This is a genomic window from Streptomyces sp. NPDC111606 (assembly GCF_055656945.1).
In genome coordinates, this window is sequence record NZ_JBVKBY010000016.1 from 44911 (window position 1) to 67564 (window position 22654).

Below are 22654 nucleotides of genomic sequence, written 5' to 3' on the forward strand. Positions count from 1 at the left end.
CTTCACCTACGCTGTCCCGCCGACTGGCCGGCGTCACTGATTCGTGAGCATGCCTTCACGCAGACGGGCGAGGCTACGGGACAGCAGACGGGAGACGTGCATCTGCGAGACGCCCAGAAGCTCGCCGATCTGGGCCTGGGTGAGTTCCTCCACGAACCGCATGTGGATGATCTGCCGGTCCCGCTCGTCGAGTTCGGCGATCAGCGGGGCCAGGGCGTGGAAGTCCTCCACCAGCTCCAGAGCGGTGTCCTCCGTGCCGATGAAGTCCTGCAGTGCCGATTCACCGTCCTCGCTGCCGCCGATGGTGGCGTCCAGGGAGGAGGAGTTGTAGCCGTTCGCGGCGAGGCGGGCCTCTTGCACCTCTTCCTCGGAAAGGCTCATCAACTCCGCCAGCTCTGTCACCGTCGGAGTGCGCCCCAGACGACTGCTCAGCTCCTCCGTGGCGCGCGCGAGCTGGACGCGGGCTTCCTGCAACCGACGCGGGACATGGACGGCCCAGGTGGTGTCCCGGAAGAACCGCTTGATCTCACCCACGATGTAGGGGATGGCGAACGAGGTGAACTCGACCTCGCGGGACAGGTCGAACCGGTCAATCGCCTTGATCAGACCGATCATGCCAACCTGGACGATGTCCTCCATCTCCTCCGGCCCGCGACTGCGGAACCGGCCGGCCGCGAAGCGGACCAGGGACAGGTTCATCTCGATCAACGTGTTCCGCGCGTAGCTGTACTCCGGCGTGCCCTCCTCCAGCACCGCAAGCTGATCGAAGAACACCTTGGACAGCTCACGGGCATCCTTCGGCGCCACCTGAGAGGGATCGGCGACCTCCGGCAGCTCGCTGGTCTGCGTATGCGCTGCAGGCATGCTCGTTATCGCCATGATGTCCTCTCCCAGAACCGCGGCAGCCGCTGCCGCTTGGAACGGCTGATGACCAGCGCGTACCCCTTCGTTCCGTGCTCACACCCACAGCCACTGAAGCGCGGGGCCACCGCCGCACCCAGCGCGGCGTGGAGCAGCATGCAGACGCGCCGGCTCAAGCCGCAGATCACACGACGCGAACCCACCACGGGCTTCGGCTACATGAAGGTGAGAAGCTGCACTTTCCGGGCACACGGACCACGGACTTTGTTGGCCCGGAGGAGACAAATGGCGCAGGACATGAGAGCTGCGGGATGGGCGCGTTCGCTGCCGATGGGCAGTGGAGTGAAGACGGCCAGGGACTGGACGCGCGGTCATCTGGCGGCCCTCGGGTGGGAACGGACAGCACCCGATCTGGTGGACTCGGTCGTCCTGGCCGTGTCCGAGCTGGTCACCAACGCGCACATCCACGCCCACAGCACAGCCCAACTCATCCTCACCCGGGACGAGGAATGCTTGCACGTGACGGTGCATGACGCCTCGGCTCAGCTACCCGAACAGCGCCACGCCGACAGCGAAGCCCCCGGCGGACGTGGGCTGTTCCTGGTCGACGCCGTCGCCCATGACGTGGAAACACGCCGTTGCCCTCGCGGCAAGGACGTCACGGCCTGCTTTGAGCCGCCGCCCGCACCAGCCCCACCGGATGCGGGCAGCAAGGGGTGAGGGCCGGGATCGGAGTGGCGGAAGGTCGCTTCGCGAGATCCGGATGACGGCCCCAAGCCGCAACAACCTGGACGTCCCGGACCATCACCCGGGGCCTCCCGCGTCAATCCCTGCTTCACTCCGGAACAGCCGGCACCAGCAGTTGTGGTGAACGGTTCATGCCCAGTCGCTGCGCGAGAGAGACTGTTCTCAGACCGGCATGTGACTGGAGGTGACAGAAAATGGGCGGTTCGCCGGCGGCTGATGGAACGACATCGCTGCCCGCCCCGCTCGACGGTGAGCGGGCCCTGTCACCTCTGACCGGTGACAGCGGGTGGCGGGTGGCCGGTGAGATCACTCTGGCCACGTGCCGAGATTGGGAGCAGATGCTGGACGGACTCGTTCGGAGCGATGCGCCGGTGTGTCATCCGGAACTGTCCGCAGTGACCTTCGCCGATGTCGCAGGGGTCTCCGCCTTGGCGGTGACCGCCCATGGCCTCACGACAGGGCGACGTGTCGTCGTTGAGCGGCCACCTGCCTGTATGCGGCGGCTGGAGATGTTCTGGCCGAAGCTGCACGCGATCGAGGTGGTGTCATGTTGACCAGATCGGCTGCCACCGAACCGTTCGTGCACCCAGCGCTGTTCTACCGGGGCGAGCAGGAGTACCTCGAGGGAACCATCCCCTTCATCCGCGATGGACTCAAAGGCGGGGAGCCGGTGGCGGTCGCCGTGCCGGGCCCGAACTTGACCATGCTCAAGGAAGCTCTGGGCGCTGACGCAGTATCCGTACGCTTCATGGACATGGCCGAAGCCGGCCGCAACCCGGGGCGGATCATCCCGAACGTGCTCCGCGCCTTCGCCGACGCACACCCCGCCACGCGGGTCCGGATCATCGGGGAGCCGATCTGGCCCGGCCGCAGCAGCCTGGAGTACCCGGCCTGCGCCCAACACGAGGCACTCATCAACCCCGCCTTCCAAGGCCGGGAAGCGACCATCCTGTGTCCCTACGACGCCGACCGGCTCGAGGAACGCGTCCTCACCGACGCGTATGCCACCCACCCGCTGATCGTCTCCGGACCGTCCCAACTTCCGAGCCCGTCCTTTGCCCCCGGGCACATCGTGGAGCTGTACAACCAGCCGCTGGGGCCGGTGCCGACGTCGGTCCAATCGCGGGAGTTCGGTGCACAGGAGCTGTCGGCCACGCGGCACTTCGCCGTCGAGCGTGCAGCACAGCTCGGGCTACAGGGGGTGCGTCTGGAAGATCTGGCGCTGGCGGTGGCCGAGCTCACCACCAACAGCGTCGTGCACGGGGGCGGTTCCGGCATCGTGGGGGTGTGGGCGCAGGACGCTCAGGTGGTGTGCGAGGTCAGCGACCGCGGGTATCTGAGCGATCCGCTGGTCGGGCGCCGTCCACCCGCTCGTGACCAGCGAGGAGGCAGGGGCCTGCTGCTGGTGCATTGCGTCGCAGACCTCGTGCGTGTTCACACTGACGCCGACGGCACGGTCATCCGGTTCTACATCGACCGCTAGAGGACGTCCCCGGTGGCCGGTCGGACCGGGCCACCGCGACCAGGGTCCGCGCGGAGGGCAAACGACCACCACCGAAGGCACGCTCCTCAGCTTTCATAGCCGTGAACCCAACACCGCCGCCGGTCAGGAATCCGCCGCGCCAATGCGATGTGATCCCCGCCGTCGCCGTCACGTCGGTCGAGCCCCTCCGAACGTCAGTCCTTGCCGCGAACCCCGACGACCACGAGGAACGCGTCCGACTGCAGGTCCATCACGACGGTCGCGCCGGGCTCGCCCTCGTCCCGTAGCCGGGCCGCACATTCCTCCGCCGGCCACGATCCGCGCGGAGCTCCCGCTGGAAACCGCTCCAACACCTTCGCGTCCATGGCGTATCCACCTCCGTCGTCGCCGTAAGAAACGCGTCCTGTTCACCCGTTCCTCAACATCCGCCTGCCCGCGATTTGTCGGTGTACGCAAATGGCGGGGCCGTCTTGAAGCTCCTGACCAAGGCGTGGCTCGCGAGGGGGGAGTCGGGCCGCCGTCGTGGTCAGTCGGCCAACCCGCGACGGCGGCACCCTTGTGCGTTGGCCTCCGTAAGGCGACACCACACGGGCGCCGCGAGATCAGCACGGCGGCCGAGCCCGCCGCACCCGGACGGTCAGAAGGAATTCAGGCGTCCTTATTCGACCGGTCCACTTCACATGACAGTCGGCGCCTTGATTGCGTTCGCGCGTAAAGTTATGCGTTACCCCAGGTAACGCATCGAATTGGATTGAACCAATGACGGAACAATCGATTCCGCACGGAAAGAAGAAGCCCGTTCACCTTCCGATCGCAACCGGGATCCAACCTCCCGAAGCGGCGCGGAGAAGCCTGCCAACGACGCGACACCAATACTGACCTGCGAGTTCAGGAGAGCGATCCGACCTGGCCATCCGCACAGGGCCGACAAAGGGCCCATGTGAGACCTTCATGGAATACAGCAGAAATTCCGACACCTGGGCAATATTCTTAAACCAGGGGATCGACTTGCCGCGACCTCACGCTTAAAGTATCCGCTGGCACACGCAAGGGAGCCAACGCAATAGGCTTCCGGACATTGCTGCCACAGAAACAGCTTTCTTTCCGGTCGTCGAGCGTCCCCCCAATCCGTCAACGCCGCCGACGTTTGCACCCGTATTCTTGCCGGGCCCAGGAGCGAGCTCGATCAGCCGCGCGCCAGGACCGCCAGAGGACACAACGGAGCGATAAGTAGGATGCGGTTCCAGCTGTTAGGGCTCCTGAGCATCACCGACGGTGAGCACGCCGCCGTCCTGCAGCCGTCCAAGCCCACCAATCTCCTGGCCGCCCTGCTCATTCACTCCGGCGCGGTGGTCTCGACCGACTATCTGTTACGCGCCGTCTGGGACACCGAGCCCCCCGCCACGGCCAGGGCCGCCCTGCAGAGCTGCGTCCTGCGGCTGCGCAGGATCTTCGCGAAGTACGGCATAGCCAACGACACGATCGAGGCCGTACCGGGCGGCTACCGGATGCGGATGGACCGCGAGACCCTCGACCTCGTCCGCTTCCGCGGCCTGGTCCAGGCGGCCGACTCCGCCCGCGACGCCGAGACGGAGTCGTACGTACTGCGCGAGGCCCTCGCCCTGTGGCAGGGCCCCGTACTCGCGAACGTCTCCTCGCACATGCTGCACCGCGACGAGGCACCGCGGCTGGCGGAGGAACGGCTCAGGGCACTGGAGCGGCTGTGCGACATCGAACTGGCGCGCGGGCGATGTCGCGAGGTCCTGGCCGATGTGTGGGACGCGGCCCGACGCCATCCGGAGCGGGAACGGTTCGCTGAGCAGTTGATCGAGGCGCTGTACCGAACCGGCCGCCAGACAGAAGCCCTTGTGGAGATCCGGGCCGTCAAGGAGCGGCTGAAGGAGGAGTTCGGCATAGATCCGGGCGCGCCTCTCCAGCGGCTGGAGATGGCCATCCTCCGTGGCGAGGAGCTGGATATCGCCCCGGGCTCCAGGGTCCTCCCCGCGATCGATGCACGGGCGTCCTCTCTACCGGCCGCATTACCGGCCGGGGGCGCCATGGCCGATCTGCCGCCGAGTCGGGCGCCGGCCCAAACGCCCGCACAGGAACAGGCACCGGCTGTCGCGGCCCTTCCGCCTGCCGCCCCCACGGCTCACGACCGGGCACCCGACCCCGCGCACGACCCGACGTACGCCCGGGCCGCGGACACCACTCCCAGCCTCCCCGTCACCAGTCCCGTGACCACCCCCGCCTCCACCGTCACCACCACCCCCTCCCTCGCCCCCGTCCCCTGCTTCACCGGGCGCACCACCCAACTCGCTGCGATTCAACGCGCGTTGACCGCCGATCATCCGCAAACCGGCCTGGTGGTGATCTCCGGAGCCCCCGGCATCGGCAAGACCGCCCTCGCGCTGCAGGCGGCCCATCTGGTGCAGGACGCCTTTCCCGGCGGCTGCTTCACCCTGACCATGACCGACCCTGACGGCAGTGCGCTCAGTACGGCGGAGGCCCTGGGGCGGCTTCCCTCCCCGAGCCGCCCGGGGCGTCGGCTGCTCGTCCTCGACGACGTGTCGAGCGCCGGGCGGATACGGCCCCTGCTCCCCTCCCCCGCCGAAGGTGCCGCCGTCGTCACCAGCAGACGCGGGCTCGCGGGCCTGGTCGCCACGCACGGGGGCGTCGTGCATCGCCTCGATACGCTCGACGAGCAGGAGTCCTACGACCTCCTGGTCGCCACCTTGGGTGCCGAGCGGGTCGGCCAGGAACCGGACGCCGCGCGCGAACTCGCCCGCATCTGCGGGCACTTCCCCCTCAGCCTGCGGATCGCCGCCGCCCGTCTGCTTACCCGGCCCGGCCTCGGCATCGCCGACTGCGTGAGCTGGCTGGCCAAGGACCTGCCCGCCCGGCTCTCCCTCGCCGACGAGCCGCTGATGTCCGTACCCCAGGTCTTCGAAGCCGCCCTGCGGCGGCTCGATCCCGATCTGCGTGAGTCCTTCCTGCTGCTCGCCACGCAGTTCGAGCGCGGCGGGAACCCGGATTCGCCGCCGCCCGACGAGGTGCTCGAACAGCTCGCGGACGCCGGATTCGTCGAGGAGGGCCCGCCCAAGCCGTACCGCATCCACGAACTGCTCAGGATCTACGCGCGTCAGCTCGCCGCACCCGCCCGAACTCCCGGCTGACCCCTTCCCGTTACCCCGCACCACCCGGTGCCCCACCCCCCACCCCCTCCGACCAGAGGTGACATCCGCATGCTTTCCGCACGGTACGACGCCGTCGTCGCGACGCGCCCCCGGATCCGCCGTGACGTCCTGTTCACCGAGACCCCCGACGGTGTCCTCTTCCACAACGCCGACGGCGGCTTCCGGCTGACGGCCAAGTCGGCGTACCGGTTCGCCACGCTTCTCGTGCCCCACTTCAACGGCGAGCACACGGTCGCCGAGATCTGCGAAGGGTTCGGCGACCGGCAGCGCGCGATGGTCGGCGAGCTTGTCGGCACGCTGTACGAGCGAGGCTTCGCGCGTGACGCTCCGGCCGGACCCGCGGCGGACGCGTCCGCCGAGCCGGAGCCGTCCGCCGACGTGGCCCGCCGATTCGAGGCGCAGATCGCCTATGTCGACCACTACGCCGACGACGCGGCGCGGCGCTTCCAGCGGTTCCGGGACACGCGCGTGGCCGTCGTGGGCACCGACCTGGTGGCCCGCTGGTGTGCGCTGAGCCTGATCCGCAACGGCGTCGCGGCCGTCGGCGTACTGCCCGGCCTCGACCGGGAGGCGATCGCGGAGGAGGCGGCGGCCGCCGCTGCCGACGGCTGTCCGGTCGAGGTCCGTGACCTCGCGGACGGGCCGGTGACCTGGGACGGCCTCGACGGGTACGACGTCGTCGTCGTGACCGGCGGGCCGGACGCGCCGCGGGTGATTCTTCCGCTGCTGCGTGCCGGTGTGCCCGCGGGCCGCACACTCCTGCCGGCCTGGTCCTTCGGACGGCACGCGGTCGCGGGACCGGCCATGTCGGCTCAGACGACGGGGTGTTGGGCGTGTGCGGTGCTGCGTCTCGGCGCCAACGGAGCCTCCGCGCAAGCCGCCGACGTGTGGAGCGCGCTCGCGCTGGGCCTGCCGGCCAACACGCCGGTCCCCGGCGGTCCGCTGTCCGCGATGCTCGGCAACCTGCTCGGCTACGAGGTCTTCAAGTCGGCGACCGGCGCGCTGCCCGCCGAGACGGCCGGGCAGCTGATCGTGCAGGACACGGAGTCGCTCGATGTCACCTCGGAGCCCCTGCTCCCCCATCCCCGCTGCCCGTTCTGCGCCGACGACACACTCGTCGAGGTGCCCGAGGTGGATCTGGCGACCGGGGACACCGACGACGCTCTCGCGCTGCCCACCGTCGACACCGCACGCGACGCGGACGAGCTGGTGGCGGAGCTGAATCGCCGCTCGGTGCTGCTGCGGCCGCACGCCGGTGTCTTCCGCCGCTACGACGACGAGGACATCACCCAGACCCCGCTGAAGCTCAGCGTGGTCGAACTCGGCGTCGGGCACGGCCGCCCCCGGCGGATCGCCGCCGCCGACGTCCACCACGTGGCCGGCGCACGGCTGCGTGCCCTGCACCGCGCCGCCGAGACGTACGCCGAGCACGTCGTCCCGCACGCCCGCAGCACCGCCCCGGCACCCGCGGTGCGCCTCGCCCCGGCCGAGCTGGCCACAGCCACCGGCATCGGGGGCACGGAGGCGGACGTACGGGTGTGGGACGCGGCGGCCTCGCTGCTCACCAAGGAGCGGTTCCTGGTGCCGGGGGAGGCCGTGCGCCCGTTCGGGGCCAGCAACCCGGAGCGGCTCTTCGAGGCCACGAGCGCCGGGATGCGGGCCGGCGCGAGCGTGGCCGACGCCGCAGCGCAGGGCATGTTGTCGGCGTTCGCGTACGACGCGCTCCGGCGGACGGTCCGAGGTGCCGCCGTGCCCGGCGTGACCGTGCCCGCCGACGCCGATCCCGAACTCACCTTCCTGATGCGCTCCGCCGCCAACCTCGGCGTCGAGGCCGAGCTGCTCGACCTCGGTGAGCGGGAGCGGTCCGGCGTGTCGGTCGTCCTCGCCCGGGCCGGTGCCCTCTGGTCGGTCGGAGCCGAGCTGTCGTACCGGGCCGCGGCCGTGGCGGCGCTGCGTGAGCTGCTGGGTCAGGTGCAGCTGGAGCAGCAGGGGCCGGCCGACGACACGTCGTTCGGGGATCAGGTGCTCGACGATCTCGACCCGCGCGCCCTGACGGTGCTCGGCACTGTGACCGCCGACCACGACTCCGGTACATCCTGGGCAGACGTGCTGCGCCGGCTCGGCGAACAGGCCCGGGACGCACTCGTCGTACCGACCGGCTCGGCGGACCTCGAACGCGCCGGCATCCACGTCGTACGCGTGCTACTGACGTCGGAGGCCCGGCGTGTCGGTTGAGACGACGGCTCCCGCGGTCCGCGTGCCGAGTGCCGTCCGTCTCATCACCGACCTGCTGCGGGCGGCGCTCGACCGACAGGGGCACGGCCACATCGATGTGTCGGTGCGCGCGCTGGGGTTCGACGACGCCTTCGCCGAGGAGTACGGCGCGCACGAGCGGGGACCGGTGCCGGTGCACCTCTACGCGCGGCACGCGATCGTCGGACCCATGGGTGACTCGCCCTGTCCGCGGTGTCTGGGCCGGCGCTGGCAGGCGGTACGTTCCGTGCCCCTGCGCGACGCGCTGGAACTCGGCGGTCCCACGCACGAGTCGGGGGCGTGGCCCTACGCCGTCCCGTTCGCGGCCGACGCGCTCGCCGTGGTCGTGGCACAAGCGCATGCGGCCCCGGCCCGCGAGCCGTTCCCGGACGTACGGGTCCTGGATCTGCAGTCGTTGTCGGTGCGTGGCTATCCGCTGGTGCCGGACCCGCAGTGCCCGACGTGTTCCCGGCCGGTCGCCGACACGCCCGAGGGTGCCGTGGTCTCGCTCGGCTCCGCGCCCAAGCACGCGCCCGGGTCCTTCCGGCTGCGCCCGGTCGAGGCCTACGGCATCGACATCGCGGCCTTCGCAAACCCGCTGTGCGGCGCGCTCGGCCCGTCCCTCGTCCAGGACGTGTCGTCCACGTCGACGTCGGCGACCATCGGCTGCTTCTCGATGCGCTCCGGGGAGTACCTGCGGGAGACGTTCTGGGGCGGGCACGCGGCGTCCTACGATGCCAGCGCGCGGATCGGCGTTCTGGAAGGGCTGGAGCGGTACGCCGGCATGCGGGCGCGCGGCAAGCGGACCCAGGTGAGGGGGACACCGGCGGAGTTCGGCGCCGACGCCGTGGACCCGCGCGAAGTGGGCCTGTACTCCGAGGCCTTCCACCGCGACAACCCGCACGTCGTGCCCTTCTCCGCCGATCGGGAGATCCCCTGGGTATGGGGCTGGTCGCTGCGGGACCACGCGCCCCGGCTGGTGCCGGAGATCCTGACGTACTATCACGCGCCCGGTCTGGAGAACCGGTTCGTGCAGGAGAGCTCCAACGGCTGCGCCTCGGGCGGCTGTGCCGAAGAGGCCGTCTACTTCGGGCTGATGGAGGTCGTCGAGCGGGACGCATTCCTGCTCACCTGGTACGGGCGGCAGCCCCTGCCCGAGATCGACCCGGCGACCAGCAGCCGCCCCGCCACCCGGAACATGGTCGACCGGCTGGCCATGTACGGCTACCGGGCCCGCTTCTTCGACACTCGCGTCACGTTCCCGATCCCGGTCGTCACCGCCGTCGCCGAACGCGTCGACGGCGGTCCGGGCCGGATGTGCTTCGGAGCGGGTGCCGGTCTGGACCCGGAGTCCGCGCTGGACGCGGCCCTGTGCGAGATCGCCACCGACGCGGTGAACCTCCAGGGACGGACCGAGCGTGACGAGGCCCGACTGCGCGCCATGGCCGAAGACTTTTCACAGGTGACCGACCTGCACGACCATCCGCTCGTCTACGGCATCCCCGAGATGGGCGTGCACGCCGACTTCCTGCTGCGCGGCCGGACGGCCACGAAACAGCTCGCGGTCTCCGATCTGGCGTGGCCGGACGCGTCCGGAGCGCCCGTCTCGCCCGATCTGCGGGACGACCTGGAACGGTGTGTGTCCGCCGTGACCGGCGCCGGGTTCGATGTCGTGGTCGTGGACCAGACGCTGCCCGAACAACGACGGCTGGGACTGCACACGTTCAGCGTCCTCGTGCCCGGCCTGCTCCCGATCGACTTCGGCTGGTCGCGCCAGCGCGCTCTCGGTATGCCGCGGCTGCGTACGGCTCTGCGGGAGGCGGGGCTGCGCGACCGGGACCTGGAGGCCGCCGACCTCAATCCGGCTCCGCACCCCTTCCCCTGACGACCCGTATCTCCAATCCCCCACCGCCGCCACCCCCACAACCCTCCACGCCCCCACCCTCCACGCCCAGCAGAGGAGAGTCCCATGGGCTACGCCCATGAATACGCGACGGCGATCATGCACCGGGGCCGGATCCCCATGGAGCCGGCTGACTTCGTGCCCGACTGGGCGGACCGTCCGCGCAAGGCGAAGTACTACCCGGGCGCCGAGTCGTTCCCGCTGCCCGACGCGCCCTACCCGGCCGACGCCACGGTCACGGCCGGCTTACTCGCGGACGACATGCCGGACGCGGGGCGGTTCTCGCTGCCCCTGCTCTCCGGCATGCTGCTGGACTCCTATGGCCTGACCGGCCGCCGTCTCGGTGTCCAGGCCAACACCGACCTCGGTGCCCTCCCCCACTACACACAGGCCAACTGGTCCCGGGGCACCGCCTCGGGCGGCGGTCTCTACCCGGTGAGCATCTACTGGATCTCCGGCCCTTCGGGTCCGCTCACACCCGGCGTGCACTACTACTCACCGCCGCGCCACGCCATGCAGCGGCTGCTGGCCGGGGACGTGAGCGGGGAGGTGGCCGCGGCCCTCGGGTCGTACGGGGCGGCGACGGACCAGTTCTTGGTACTCGGCGTCAAGTACTGGCAGAACGCTTTCAAATACAACAGCTTCTCCTTCCACGCCGTGAGCATGGACGTGGGCGCGCTGCTCCAGACCTGGCGCGTCTGGGCGCGGGCCCGCGGGCTGCGGGTGGCCCCCGCGCTCTGGTTCGACGAGGCGGAGCTGGCCCGGCTGCTGGCGCTGGGAGAGGACGAGGAAGGGCTGTTCGCGGTCGTTCCGCTGCGGTGGGACGGTACGGAGGCGCACGGCACGTCGCCAGGGGCGCCGGGCGCCGCCGTCCGGCGGCGTGACCAGGAGCGGTCCCGGACCGTCCTCGAATTCGAGACCCTGCACCGGATCCACCGCGCCACCGCCGAGTACGCCACCGACCGGCCCGGGCCCGAGGCGCTCCGGCCCAGCGCGCCCGCCCCGCCGGCCACGACCCCCGACCCGGTCGCCCTTCCGCCCGCGGAGTTCCCGGACGTCAGCGTCCGTACGGCCCTGCGCTCCCGGCGCAGCAGCTTCGGCCGCTTCGACGCGACGGTCCCGGTGACGGCCACGCAGTTGGCCACCACGCTCGCGGCCTGCGCGGCGACGCAGCTCGGCAGCGACGCGGAACCTGCCGACACCCCGCGTCAGGCCCGGCTGTACACGTTCGTCAACCATGTCGACGGTGTCGCGCCGGGCGCCTACGCCTACGAACCCGACACGCACACCCTGCACTTGGTGGCGCCCGGCGCGCCGGGCTCGTTCCTGCAGCGCAACTACTTCCTGTCCAACTACAACCTCGAACAGGCCGGCGCCGTCATCGTGCCGACCGTGCGTACGACGGCGGTACTCGACGCGGTCGGCGACCGGGGCTACCGGCTGGTCAACGCCACCGTCGGGGCGATCGCGCAGAGCTTCTACACCGCGTCGGCGGCGCTCGGGCTGGGCGCCGGTGTGGCGCTCGGTTTCGACAACATCTCGTACATCGAGGAGCTGGGGCTCGCGGACTCCGGCGAGGCGCCGCTGCTGATCATGCTGCTCGGCAACGAACGTCCGTGTCCTGCCGACTTCCGCTCCGAGATCGTCTGACAGGGGGCCGCCATGACACCGAGAACCAGTTGGCAGCCCGGACATCGCTTCCTTCTGCGGGTCGCCGGGCTGCCCGTCGAGTCCGTCCGTGCCCTGCGCTGCCCCGACACCGTCCGCTGGGCCGACGAGGTGCTGGCCGCCGAGGAGGAGCTGCTGGAGCGGGGCCGGGAGCTGAGCGACGTACTGCACACGCTCGTCCCGGCCGCCGACCGGCTCTTCCCGGACGACGGCCGCCGCCGGCACCTGCTGGGGCTGCGCCGGGACATCTTCAACAACCGTCTGCCCAAGGGCGACCCGCCCGCGCTCGACCTCATCGAGGCCCTGGATCCGGACGTGGCCGAGCGGACCGGGCAGTGGCTGGAGGGAAGGCGGGCGCTCGACCTGCTGCACCGCCGGGGGGCCACGCTGCTCGACGGCGAACTCGCCGGGACACGGGGCGTGTTGCGGGCGCTGTTCGACGAGGACCGGCTGCGGCACGGGCTGTTGCTCGCGTCGCCGACGCTCGAAGGCCGACTGGACTCCTATGTGCGGCTTGGCGCGGGTGAACGGCCGGACAAGCGGCTGCGGAAGATCGAGCGTTCGGTGCTGTCCTACCTGTACCGGACGGCCTGCAAGACCAGCCCGTTCAGCACGTTCACGGGTGTCGCCCTCGGCACGTTCGGCGACGGCGACGACCCGTCGATTGCGCTGCGCGCCCAGTGGCGGGGGCGGGTGCGGCTGAACGTCGTGGTCCTTGCGCGGTTCGCGGAGCAGGTCCTCGGCTCTCCCGCGCTGCGCGCCGACCTGCCGGTGCGGCTCGCGTCCGGGTGGGGCAGCGACGATCAGCGGGTGCGGTACGTGCGGCGCTGGGTCACGACCGGCGACGACGACGCGGCGGTCACCTTCGACGCGGTCAAGGACAGGCTGTTCTTCCTGCGCCGCAGCGGCACGCTGGACCGGCTCATCGCCCTGCTGAGCGAACGGGATCTGCGCTACGGCGAGGTGGTTTCCTGGCTGTGCGCCGAGTACGACGCCGACGCCTCGCTGTGCGAGACGTATGTGTCGGCGCTGCTCCAGCTCGGCATGATCCGCGTCCCGTGCCTGGACACCGACGTGCACACCGCCGACCCGCTGCGCTCCTTCCAGGACGCGCTGCGGGCACTGGACCGGCCGTGGGCTCATGACCTCGCCGGAGAGCTGGACACCACGGCCAAGCTGATCGACGCGTACCCGCACGCGGACACGGCCGGACGGGCGAGGCTGCTGCGCCGGCTGCGCGCCGCTCTGGGCGGGGCTCAGAAGCTGCTGGGCGTCGAGGAACCGTCCCTGCCGCAGACCCTGCTCTACGAGGACGCCGACGCCGGAGACGATGTGGCCTGCGGTCTGGGCGCCTGGACCGGCACGGACGGCGGCGCGCTGCGCTCCGTGGAGCGGATCCTGCCGGCCTTCGACCTGACGCTGCCTCAGCGAGTGACGTTCAAGGGGTTCTTTTTGGCCCGCTACGGCAAGGGCGGCCGCTGCGACGACCTGCTCGGTCTCGTGCACGACTTCCACGAGGACTTCTTCGACCAGTACCTCTCCTTCACCGCCAAGCGGTCCCCGTTCGACGCGCGGGGCGACTACGTGCCTGAGGAGAACTGGCTCGGGCTGGCGGACATCAAGTCCCTGGACCGGGCCCGCCGCACGTTCATCGACCGGATGCGGGCGCTGTGGGCCGGGCACGCCGCGGAGACGGACGTCGTGCTGGACGACACGCACCTCGACGAGGTTGCGGCCGAACTGGAGGGCCTGCGGGCCCCGTTCACCCCGCAGAGCCACCACCTCCAGCTCACCACAGAGGGCGGTGAGCCGCTGACGGTGCTCAATCGCTCCTACGGCGGACTGTCGTTCCCGTTCAGCCGGTTCACGCACGTCTGGGACGAGCCTGCCGGCCCCGGCCTCTCCGAACCGCTCCGGGAGCACGCCACCCGGCTGACACCGCCCGGAGCCGTGCTCGCCGAACTGACCGGCGGATCGGTGACGACCAACCTCAACCTGCACGGACGCCTGACCGAGTACCAGATCGTCTGCCCCGGCGAATCGAGCAGCGTCCCCGAGGACCGCCGTATCCACCTGGAGGACCTCCGCCTCGAACACGACGAGGACGAGGACCGGCTGCTGCTGCGCTCCGAGCGACTCGGCCGTGAGGTGATCCCGGTGTACCTCGGCTACCTGGTGCCGCTCGCCCTCCCCGAGACCCCGCGCACACTGCTTCTTCTGTCGCCCACCTCGATGGCCCCGCTCGACGTCTGGGCCGGTGTCCCGCACGGCCCGGCGCACGAGGGCGTCACCCGCCGGCCCCGGGTGCGGCACGGCAACCTCGTGCTCGCCCGGCGCGGCTGGTCCACGACCGCCGCGGCGCTGCCCGGTCGGCCGGCCGGCACGCCGGACGACGAGGCGTTCCTGGCCTGGCGGCGCTGGCGCCGCGTTCACGGGCTGCCCGCCCGCGTCTTCGTCACCGTCTCCAGCGGCCCCCGGGGCGGGGCGGGCGCCAAGCCGCAGTACCTCGACTTCGACAGCCCGCTGTCCCTGGCCGCCTTCGAAGCGCTGGTCAAGTCGCCGGACGACCGGATCGAGCTGCGCGAGATGCTCCCGGCGGAGAACGGCCTGCACGTCGTCTCCGAACGCGGCAGCCACGTGGCCGAGCTGTCGGTCGAGACCTTCACCTCACTCAGCCGTTTCGAGGAGAGCCCCGCATGACCGACCTGACCCCCACCCCCGGCGCGTGGCAGGCCATGCACATCTTCTACGCCGCCAACCCGCAGCCCCTGCTGGTGAAGTGCGTGGGCCCGCTGATCCGGGACCTGACCGGCGACGGACTGCTCGCCGGGCACTTCTTCATCAACTACTGGCTGGAGGGCCCGCATGTGCGGCTCCGGCTGCGGCCGGCGAGCGAGGAGGCGACGGCCGAGGTGCGCCGCCGGGCCGCGGAAGCCGTCGACGCGTTCCTGCGCAGCCGTCCGGCGCTGTACGAGGTCGACTCGGGGTTCCTCAACGAGTTCTACAACACCCTCTTCGAGATCGAGTTCCCGGAGGGCGACCGCGGGGAGTTCATGGGCGAGGACGGCCGGATGCGGCTGCGCCCGAACAACTCACGTTCCTACGAGCCGTACGAGCCGGAGTACGGCAAATACGGCGGGCCGGCCGGAGTCGCGCTGGCGGAGTGGCACTTCGCGCACTCCAGCGATCTGGTCATCGATGCGCTGGGCTCGATGAACCTGCACCTGAGGACCGTACTGCTCGGCACGTCGGCCCAGTTGATGATGGTGATGGCGGGCTGCTTCCTGCCCGACGAGGACGACCTCGCCGACTATCTGGAGCGGTACTACGAGTTCTGGCACCGCGCGTTCCCGGGCACGGGGTTCATCGGTTCCACGGAGTACGACCGCAGCTACGCCGAGATGGCGCCCCGGCTGGGCCGCCGTTTCGACGAGATACGCCTGGCCGTCGCCGCGAGACGGCTCGACCGGCTGCCCGCGTTTCTGCGCGGCTGGGCGGCGCACTGCCTGGAGCTGCGGCAGAAGGCGGTCGCGCTGGCCGAGGCGGGCGAACTGGTCTTCCGGTCCTGGGACGGCACCCGCGACGAGCAGGTCAACGACCCGTCGCTCGCCCTGCCGCTGCTCCTCTCGCCGTACATGCACATGACCAACAACCGGCTGCATGTGACGATCCGCGACGAGGCGTATCTCTCCCACATCCTCGGCCGGGTGCTGCGCTCGGGCACGGGAGCCACGTCGGAGGCCCTCCAATGAGACCCGACGTCTTCACCCACCGGCCCCGGCTGCGGCCGGACATCCTGCTCAGCGCGCCCCTGCTGCGCGGTCCCGCCACCGTGCACCTGATCAAGGATCCGGCGGACGGCTCGTCGTTCGAGGTGGGACCGAAGGAGTACTTCCTGATCTCCCGGCTGGACGGGGACCGCAGCCTCGAGGAGATCGGCGCCGAGTACGCCTCCGCCTTCGGGCGACGCCTCGGCGAGGCCAACTGGCGGCAGCTTCTGGGCCTGTTGGGCACCAAGCGGCTCCTCGAAGGAGCGCCCGTCCGCGACGTCCCCGCTGCCCCGCCTTCCTCGCCTTCCTCGCCCTTCACCGGCAGCCTCTACAAGGGCAGCCTGCGACTGGTCGCCGACGCCGGGGCGACGACCGAGCGACTGCACCGGGCCCTGCGCCCGCTGCTACGCCCGCCGGTCCTGATAGCCCTGCTGACGCTCTGCCTGGCCATGGAGGCCGTCCTGGCCGCGGGTACCGGCCCGCTTGTCCGGGACACGGGGTGGCTGCTGCGGCAACCGGTGGCGCTGGTCGGCGTGTTCACCCTGCTGTGGCTGAGCACTACCTGTCACGAGCTGGCGCACGGCGTGGCCGCCCGGCACCACGGCGGCACGGTGAGCGAGATCGGCCTGCGCTGGCGGCTGCCCATGGCGATCATGTACTGCCGCGTCGACAACTACCGCTTCCTCGCGAGCCGTCGGCACCAGCTGGTCATCGGCGCGGCCGGGGCCTTCGCGAACCTGCTGTTCCTGCTGCCCTTCGCCGTCTGGTGGACGGCGCTCGAGCCCGGCGACCCGACGCGCCGGGTGCTTTCGGGACTCCTGCTGCTGGGCAGCGTTCAGGCACTGGTCAACCTGGTGCCACTCCCGCCCCTCGACGGATACACCATGATCGGTCACGCACTGGGTGTGTCCAACCTCGCCCCGGAGAGCGGGCGTTACCTGAGACTGCGCCTGCGCGACCGGCAGGCCGCGGCCACCTACCCGCGCCGGGCGCGGGCCCTGTACACGGCATACGGGATCGGCTCGTCCGTCCTGGTCTGTCTGATCGCGGCCGGCCTGGTCGCGGCCGCGTTTGTCCTGCTCGCCCCCTGACGGACCTGTTCCGAGGAGCTGTTCATGACGGAGACCGAAACCGTGCCGGCGGACCCCGGCAACCGCGCGGCGGACACCGCGATCCACGTCGAGGGGGTGAGCAAGCGCTACGGCAGCCGCCAGGCGCTGGACGGGGTGTCGCTGCGCATCGACCGCGGAGAGTTCTTCGGCCTGCTCGGGCCCAACGGCGCCGGCAAGACCACGCTGGTGGAGATCATGGAGGGCCTTCGCCAGGCCGACGCCGGCACGGTCGACGTGCTGGGCGGCGCACCCTGGCCCCGCAATGTCGCGCTGCTGCCCCGGCTCGGTGTGCAGACCCAGTCGTCCGCCTTCTTCGTACGGCAGACGGCGTACGAGCACCTGGCAACCGTGGCCGCCCTGTACCGCGCGGACACGGCGGCCGTCGAGCGCACGCTGGCCGCCGTCGGCCTGGTGGACCAGCGGGCCACCCGCGTGGAGAACCTCTCCGGCGGCCAGCGGCAACGGCTCGCCATCGCCTCCGCGCTCGTCCACGACCCGGAGCTGATCTTCCTCGACGAGCCCACCGCCGCCCTCGATCCGCAGGCCCGACGCGATCTGTGGGAGGTGCTGCGCGGACTGAAGGAAGCCGGCCGGACGATCGTGTACACGACGCATCACCTGGACGAGGCCGAAGCACTCTGCGACCGGGTGGCGATCCTCGTCGAGGGCCGGATCGCGGCACTGGACTCCCCGCGCGGACTCGTCGGCGCGGCGGGCGCACCGATCTCACTGCTGCTGCCGCCCGAGCGGATGACGGTGGCGGAGGCCGAGGCGGTCCCCGGCGTCGACCGCGCGGAAGTTCGCGGCGGCAGCCTCGTCCTGGAGACGAAGGTGTCCGGGAAGGTCATGTCGGCGCTGGACGCCCTCGGCGGCCTCGACGGCGTACAGACCCGGACCGCCACCCTGGAGGACGTCTACCTCCAGCTCACGTCGAACGCGAACACCGGCGACATCCCGCACGCGCAGAACACGGAGCATCAGGCATGAGCGCATACGGCGCACTTACGGCGTCCGGCTACCGGGCCCAGGTCCGCGACACGGCCACACTCTTTTTCACCTTCGCCTTCCCGCTGGTGTTCCTCCTGGTGTTCGGGCTGATCTTCAGCGGCCAGGAGGTGGAGGAGACCGGCAGGCCGTACATCTCCTACATCGCGCCCGGCGTCATGTCGTGGGGCGTGGCCAACGCGGCGGTGTTCGGCATCGCGTTCACGCTGATGCAGTGGCGGCGCGACGATCTGCTGCGGCTGATCCGGATGACCCCGACGAGCCTTCCGACGGTCCTGGCCTCGCGGTACGTGCTGGCCCTCGCCGTGGGAGGGGTCCAGGCGGTGCTGTTCATCGCGGTGGCGATGCTGCCGGGCTTCGGCCTGGAACTCGACGCCCGCTGGCCGCTGGCGCTGCCCGTGCTGGTGCTCGGCATCACGGCGTTCCTGTCGATCGGCGTGATCATCGGCTCGTACGCCGACACGCCGGAGGCGGTGGCCGCGATCGCCAACTTCATGATGGTGCCGATGGCCTTCCTGTCCGGCTCGTTCTTCCCCCTGGACCTGATGCCGTCGTGGCTGCAGACGATCTCCCGGGTGCTGCCGCTGCGCTACTTCAACGACGCCGTCTCCGCCGCGCTCACCGGCAACGGCAGCCTCGGCGACATCGGGATCGGGTGCGCCGCGCTCGTGGGCTTCACCGTGGTCTTCGCGGCGATCGGGCTCAAGACCTTCCGCTGGAGCAACCGCGCATGACACCCGTGCTGGAGGGCCTGCCGCTGGAGCAGGCACGGCTGCGGCTGCGGTCGGCGCTGGAGGAGCGGGACGGCTCACCGGCCTCGATCCATCGAACATGGACGTCACGGCCGCACGGCCCCGGGCCCGAGGTGGTGCCCCTCGGAACACGCGCCGTGCGGGACGACCCGTATGCCGACGTGCGGCCCGGCGCACGGGTGCATCTGACGTCCCGGCAGGTGCTGGTGGGCCCCTGGGGCGGCGACGCGGACGCGCGGGCGTGCGGCACCTGCCTCGCGATGCGCTGGCAGCGGCTGCGCTCACGCACCGAACGGGACGCGCTGGAGACGGGCTCGCCATGGAGCTTCGCCCCTGCCTGGCCGGAACTGCCGGACTTCGTCACCACCGCCGTGCGCGCGCTGTACGAGGCGGTCATCCCCGGAGACCCGGATCCGCCCGGCGAGACGGCATCCGAACGTGCCCTGCCGCAGGTGTCCTGCCTCGACCTCGCGACGCTGGGCGTACGGACCTTCCCGCTGTACGCCGACCCGCTGTGCCCGCACTGCGGCACCGGCGGCTCGGACACCCGGGAGTCGGCCGAACTCGCCCTGGTCAGCAGGCCGAAGCCGGCCGAGGACAGCTACCGGCTGCGACCGGCGTCCTCCTACCGACTCGCGCCGGCGGCGCTCGCCAACCCGGTCACCGGCCTGCTCGGCGCGGGCACCTGGCTCAACATCACCTCGCCCACCACGGCCCCCGTCGCGGGCAGTGTGTTCATGCGCGGGTACGCCGGTCTGACCGACGTGACCTGGAGCGGGCAGGCCAACGGCTTCTCCGCGAGCCGGAACCTGGCCTTCCTGGAGGGCCTGGAACGGTACGCGGGAACACACCGGCGGCGCGGCACACGGCTGCTGACGGCGTCGTACAACAGCCTCGGTGAGGACGCGCTCGACCCGGCCGACTGCGGCTCCTACGCGCCCGAGACCTACCGCGACGATCCGCTCGTGGACCCCTTCGACCCGGACCGGCCGATCCCGTGGGTCTGGGGGTACTCCCTGCGAGACGAACGTCCGCTCCTGGTGCCGGCCCGGCTCGTCCACTACAGCGCGGGGCTCGCGGCGGACAACTTCGTCTTCGAGTGCTCCAACGGCTGTGCGATCGGCAGCTGTCTGGAGGAGGCGGTGCTCGGCGGGCTGCTCGAACTGATCGAGCGGGACGCCTTCCTCCTCGCCTGGTACGGCGGCATCCGGCTCACGGAGATCGACCTGGACACGGTCACCGACCCCATCGTCCGCGCGATGATCGACCGCGCCGCTCTGCAGGGCTACGACGTGCACGCCTTCGACAACCGGATCGACCTCGCCGTACCCGTGGTGACGGGCCTGGCGGTCCGCCGGGACGGCGGCCCCGGCATCCACTCCTTCGGCGCCGGCGCTTCCCTCGACCCGGCATCGGCCTTGGAGGGTGCCCTCTCGGAGGTACTGACTTACATTCCGCACCTGCCGGGCCAGGTACGCGAACGGCGCACCGAACTGGAGGCCATGGCGGCCGACTTCACGAAGGTGCTGCACCTCAAGGACCACGCCCAGCTCTACGGGCTGCCCGAGACGGCGACCCACGTGACGCCGTACCACGAGCCCACGGCGGTCCGTCCGATGGCCGAGGTGTACGCGTCCTGGGAGTCGGACGCGCGGCCTCGCACCGGCGATCTGCTGGACGATGTGGCGCTGTGCCGCGACGAGTTGGTGCGAGCCGGCCTCGATGTCGTCGTGGTCGACCAGACCACTCCTGAGCAGGAACGCATCGGCCTGCGCACTGTCTGCGTCCTGGCGCCCGGTCTGCTGCCCATCGACTTCGGCTGGTCGCGCCAGCGGGCCCTGCGGATGCCGCGCCTGCGAACTGCCGCGCGCCGGGCCGGACTGCGGAAGGCCGATCTCGCGGAGCGGGAGATCCGGCGGGTGCCGCATCCCTTTCCGTAGAGGCAACACGCCGACGGCCGGGCGCCGCTCGCCGCTCCTCAAGGAGTGACGAGCTGCACCCGGCCGTCCGCCGTGTGCCGAATCCGTGGGATCAGGGATCAGGCGCTGCAGGAGGTGGTGCTGGTGGTGGAGGAGCAGGTCGAGGTGGAGGAGCAGCTGGTGGAACCGGCGAGCACGACCTCGCTGGCGTCCGAGTAGTCCGAGATCTCGAAGGTCTCCGACTCGAGCTCCAGGATCTCGTCGGCGAGGGCGGCGAGGGTCGACTTGTCAGCCATGATCACTCCTGACGTGGTCACACCACCGGGCTCCTCCCGGGGTGTTGGGCCCCCTCATTGGACCGGGCACCACTGACGCGACCAGCTGCGAAGCACTGACAGAGCGCTGACGGTCCGCGCCAGTACCGCGCCGGGAATCGGTCAGCGAAGTGACAGCGATCTGTCAGTGACCTGTCAGTGATCTGCCACTGTCCTGCCAGCGATGTGACGGCGGTTGGCTGCCGGTCCGCCGGATCATGCCCGCATGAGCTCCACCGCACCAGTCACCACCGGCCGACACGCGCCCGTCCTGGGGCAGTTGGACACCGTGCTGCGCCCCCTCGTCGCCTTCGCGATGGACCTGCACCAGCACCCGGAACTGTCCGGCGCGGAAACCCGGACGGCGGACTGTCTCGCGGACGCGCTCGAGGCGGAGGGGTACACCGTGACGCGCGGCATCGGCGGACACGGTGTGGTCGGCGCCCTCACGAACGGCGAGGGCCCGCGGGTGTACCTGCGCGCCGAACTCGACGCACTCCCGGTCCGGGAACGCACCGGGCTGCCGTACGCTGCTGACGGCCCCCACATGCACGCCTGCGGGCATGACCTGCACATCGCCGCGGCGCTCGGCACGGCGACGCTGCTGGCGCGTGCGCGTGCGCATTGGCGGGGCTCGGTGGTGGTCGTGGGCCAGCCGGCTGAGGAGACCCTGACGGGCGCGCGATCGATGCTGGCGGACGGTCTCTACGACCGCTTCGGCCGCCCCGACGCCGTCCTCGCGCAGCACACGGCACCGCTGCTGGGCGGAATGGTGGCCCACGGGCACGGGCAGCCGGTGCTGGCGGGCAGCGTCGGCCTCGACGTCATCCTGCACGGGCGTGGCGGTCACGCGGGGGCGCCGCAACTGACGGTGGACCCGGTCCTGACCGCCGCGGCGGTCGTGATGCGCTTGCAGGGCATCGTCGCCCGCGAGAGCGCGCCGGCCGAGCAGATGACGCTCACGGTCGGTTCGCTCCACGCCGGCACGCACAGCAACGTCGTACCGGAGAGCGCGGCGCTCGGCATCACCGTGCGGGCTCTCACCCCGGCTGCGCTGGATCGCGCCGTGGCGGCGGTCGAGCGGATCGTACGGGCCGAGGCCACCGCGTCCGGCTGTCCGCGCGAACCGGAGATCACCATGGTGTCCCGCTCACCGGTGACCCTGCCGGACGAGCAGCTCACCGCGGCGATCCGGGACGCCCACCGAGAGGCGCTGGGCGCCGAGCGGGTGGCCGCGTGGCCGCCGTCGATGGCGACGGAGGACTTCGGCCTGTACGGCGATGCCGGGCGGGAGATCCACGGGTGTCCGGGGGTGCCGCTCGGCTACTGGATGGTCGGTGTGGTGGGCCCGCGGCAGTGGGCCGCGACGGCGGGCGCGGGCGGCACGGCGGAGCGCTTCGCGGCCCTCCCGTCCAACCACTCCCCCGAGTTCGCCCCGCACCTGCCGCTTGCCCTGCCGTCGGCGACCACGGCGATGACTGTGGCGGCGCTGACGGCGATGACGGCGCTGGGTGCACACGGAAGGACGCCACCGCCCGCGGCGGTGTGAAGGTCCTTGCCGGGCCTGAAGCTGCGTGCGCCGAGAACCCTCAACGGGAGGCGCTGACCGAAGGCATGGACATCACCGACTCCGGCACGCGGTCGGGCCGCAGCAGTACCGTCTCCTCGAG

The 22654-nt window shown here is 71.0% G+C and carries 17 protein-coding genes; 14 read left to right on the forward strand and 3 right to left on the reverse strand.

Annotated features, from left to right (window positions below; translation table 11 throughout):
* Positions 1–33: 33 nt before the first annotated feature.
* On the reverse strand, positions 34–879 hold the full coding sequence (locus tag ACZ7M7_RS40550; protein ID WP_472125973.1) for an RNA polymerase sigma factor SigF: 846 nt from the start codon (positions 877–879) through the stop codon (positions 34–36).
* 267 nt (positions 880–1146) lie between these two features.
* Between ACZ7M7_RS40550 and ACZ7M7_RS40555 the strand changes: the two genes are divergently transcribed.
* The 3 genes from ACZ7M7_RS40555 to ACZ7M7_RS40565 all read left to right on the forward strand — a co-directional run bounded on the left by ACZ7M7_RS40555 (position 1147) and on the right by ACZ7M7_RS40565 (position 3091).
* Entirely contained in the window at positions 1147–1581 is a 435-nt protein-coding gene (locus ACZ7M7_RS40555) for an ATP-binding protein (protein WP_383611657.1), read from the forward strand.
* Between the two features lie 221 nt (positions 1582–1802).
* A complete protein-coding gene (locus tag ACZ7M7_RS40560) occupies positions 1803–2162 on the forward strand; it encodes an STAS domain-containing protein (RefSeq protein ID WP_472125976.1) in 360 nt (119 codons plus the stop codon).
* The gene (locus tag ACZ7M7_RS40565) at positions 2156–3091 is read left to right on the forward strand and encodes an anti-sigma factor RsbA family regulatory protein (protein WP_472125979.1); all 936 of its coding nucleotides are present in this window, start codon (positions 2156–2158) and stop codon (positions 3089–3091) included. Before ACZ7M7_RS40560 ends, ACZ7M7_RS40565 begins: the two co-directional genes overlap by 7 nt.
* A 194-nt stretch (positions 3092–3285) precedes the next feature.
* Here ACZ7M7_RS40565 and ACZ7M7_RS40570 read toward each other — a convergent pair whose 3' ends face one another.
* Positions 3286–3456, reverse strand: a complete 171-nt coding sequence (locus ACZ7M7_RS40570) for a hypothetical protein (protein WP_383611666.1) — start codon at positions 3454–3456, stop codon at positions 3286–3288.
* Positions 3457–4326: 870 nt separating this feature from the next.
* Here ACZ7M7_RS40570 and ACZ7M7_RS40575 point away from each other — a divergent pair.
* The 10 genes from ACZ7M7_RS40575 (at position 4327) to ACZ7M7_RS40620 (ending at position 20691) form a co-directional block, all read left to right on the forward strand.
* Entirely contained in the window at positions 4327–6267 is a 1941-nt protein-coding gene (locus ACZ7M7_RS40575; RefSeq protein ID WP_472125982.1) for an AfsR/SARP family transcriptional regulator, read from the forward strand.
* Positions 6268–6336: 69 nt separating this feature from the next.
* Positions 6337–8523, forward strand: a complete 2187-nt coding sequence (locus ACZ7M7_RS40580) for a TOMM precursor leader peptide-binding protein (protein WP_472125985.1) — start codon at positions 6337–6339, stop codon at positions 8521–8523.
* Positions 8513–10426 (forward strand): TOMM precursor leader peptide-binding protein, encoded by a 1914-nt coding sequence (locus ACZ7M7_RS40585; protein ID WP_472125988.1) that lies wholly within the window; start codon positions 8513–8515, stop codon positions 10424–10426. The genes ACZ7M7_RS40580 and ACZ7M7_RS40585 overlap by 11 nt, the downstream gene beginning before the upstream one ends.
* An 84-nt stretch (positions 10427–10510) precedes the next feature.
* On the forward strand, positions 10511–12094 hold the full coding sequence (locus tag ACZ7M7_RS40590) for a nitroreductase family protein (RefSeq protein ID WP_472125991.1): 1584 nt from the start codon (positions 10511–10513) through the stop codon (positions 12092–12094).
* A 12-nt stretch (positions 12095–12106) separates the two neighbouring features.
* A complete protein-coding gene (locus ACZ7M7_RS40595; RefSeq protein WP_472125994.1) occupies positions 12107–14812 on the forward strand; it encodes a lantibiotic dehydratase in 2706 nt (901 codons plus the stop codon).
* Positions 14809–15864 (forward strand): lantibiotic dehydratase C-terminal domain-containing protein, encoded by a 1056-nt coding sequence (locus tag ACZ7M7_RS40600; RefSeq protein WP_472125997.1) that lies wholly within the window; start codon positions 14809–14811, stop codon positions 15862–15864. The genes ACZ7M7_RS40595 and ACZ7M7_RS40600 overlap by 4 nt, the downstream gene beginning before the upstream one ends.
* Positions 15861–16973, forward strand: coding sequence for a peptidase M50 (locus ACZ7M7_RS40605; protein WP_472126000.1), 1113 nt, complete (start codon positions 15861–15863; stop codon positions 16971–16973). The genes ACZ7M7_RS40600 and ACZ7M7_RS40605 overlap by 4 nt, the downstream gene beginning before the upstream one ends.
* Before the next feature lie 24 nt (positions 16974–16997).
* Entirely contained in the window at positions 16998–17981 is a 984-nt protein-coding gene (locus ACZ7M7_RS40610; RefSeq protein WP_472126003.1) for an ABC transporter ATP-binding protein, read from the forward strand.
* The gene (locus tag ACZ7M7_RS40615) at positions 17978–18733 is read left to right on the forward strand and encodes an ABC transporter permease (RefSeq protein WP_472126006.1); all 756 of its coding nucleotides are present in this window, start codon (positions 17978–17980) and stop codon (positions 18731–18733) included. The genes ACZ7M7_RS40610 and ACZ7M7_RS40615 overlap by 4 nt, the downstream gene beginning before the upstream one ends.
* A complete protein-coding gene (locus tag ACZ7M7_RS40620; RefSeq protein WP_472126008.1) occupies positions 18730–20691 on the forward strand; it encodes a TOMM precursor leader peptide-binding protein in 1962 nt (653 codons plus the stop codon). The genes ACZ7M7_RS40615 and ACZ7M7_RS40620 overlap by 4 nt, the downstream gene beginning before the upstream one ends.
* A gap of 98 nt (positions 20692–20789) precedes the next feature.
* Here ACZ7M7_RS40620 and ACZ7M7_RS40625 read toward each other — a convergent pair whose 3' ends face one another.
* Entirely contained in the window at positions 20790–20966 is a 177-nt protein-coding gene (locus tag ACZ7M7_RS40625; protein WP_053760578.1) for a thiazolylpeptide-type bacteriocin, read from the reverse strand.
* A 244-nt stretch (positions 20967–21210) separates the two neighbouring features.
* On the opposite strand from ACZ7M7_RS40625, the gene ACZ7M7_RS40630 reads away from it, so the two are divergent.
* Positions 21211–22533, forward strand: a complete 1323-nt coding sequence (locus ACZ7M7_RS40630; RefSeq protein WP_472126011.1) for an amidohydrolase — start codon at positions 21211–21213, stop codon at positions 22531–22533.
* The last annotated feature ends 121 nt before the right edge of the window (positions 22534–22654 follow it).